This window comes from Sinosporangium siamense (genome assembly GCF_016863435.1).
GTDB classification, from domain to species: Bacteria; Actinomycetota; Actinomycetes; order Streptosporangiales; family Streptosporangiaceae; genus Sinosporangium; species Sinosporangium siamense.
Genome location: NZ_BOOW01000076.1, coordinates 1 through 1139, shown reverse-complemented (window position 1 = coordinate 1139; position 1139 = coordinate 1). Strand labels below are relative to the sequence as shown.

The 1139-nt window shown below is 68.8% G+C and carries 1 pseudogene; it reads right to left on the bottom strand.

Annotated elements, in window-relative coordinates:
• Positions 1–1139, bottom strand: a pseudogene (locus Ssi02_RS38430) (DNA-directed RNA polymerase subunit beta); the annotation flags it as partial.

The following is a 1139-nucleotide window of genomic DNA, read 5'->3' as shown; positions in this document are numbered from 1 at the left end:
GAAGCCCTTGTCGCGCAGCCTTTCGGCCCACGCCTCCTGGACGCCGGAGATGTCCCACCCTCTGGCGGCGATCCACCCCAGGTGGGTCTCCAGCACCTGGCCGACGTTCATGCGGCCCGGCACGCCCAGCGGGTTGAGGATGATGTCGACCGGCGTGCCGTCCTCCAGGAACGGCATGTCCTCCACCGGCAGGATCTTGGAGATGACGCCCTTGTTGCCGTGCCGGCCCGCGAGCTTGTCGCCGTCGGTGATCTTGCGCTTCTGGGCCACGTAGACCCGCACCAGCTCGTTGACGCCGGGGGGCAGCTCGTCGCCCTCGTCGCGGCTGAACACCCGCACCCCGATGACCTTGCCCTGCTCGCCGTGCGGCACCTTCAGCGAGGTGTCGCGCACCTCGCGCGCCTTCTCGCCGAAGATCGCGCGCAGCAGCCGCTCCTCGGGGGTCAGCTCGGTCTCGCCCTTGGGGGTGACCTTGCCGACCAGGATGTCGCCGGGGACGACCTCGGCGCCGATGCGGATGATGCCGCGCTCGTCGAGGTCGGCCAGGACCTCCTCGGAGACGTTCGGGATGTCCCGGGTGATCTCCTCGGGGCCGAGCTTGGTGTCGCGGGCGTCGACCTCGTGCTCCTCGATGTGGATCGAGGACAGGACGTCGTCCTGGACCAGGCGCTGGGACAGGATGATGGCGTCCTCGTAGTTGTGGCCCTCCCAGGGCATGAACGCCACCAGGAGGTTCTTGCCGAGGGCCATCTCGCCGTCGTCGGTGCAGGGACCGTCGGCGATGACCTGGCCGGACTCGATGCGGTCGCCCTCGGCCACGATGGGCTTCTGGTTGAAGCAGGTGCCCTGGTTCGTGCGCTTGAACTTGCGGACGCGGTAGGTCGTGCGGGTGCCGTCGTCGTTCATGACCGTGACGTAGTCGGCCGAGACCTCCTCGACCACACCGGCCTTCTCGGCGGTGATGACGTCGCCGGCGTCGGTGGCGGCGCGGTATTCCATGCCGGTGCCGACCAGCGGCGACTCGCTCTTGAGCAGCGGCACCGACTGGCGCTGCATGTTGGAGCCCATGAGCGCCCGGTTGGCGTCGTCGTGCTCAAGGAAGGGGATCATCGCGGTCGCCACCGACACCATCTGGCGCG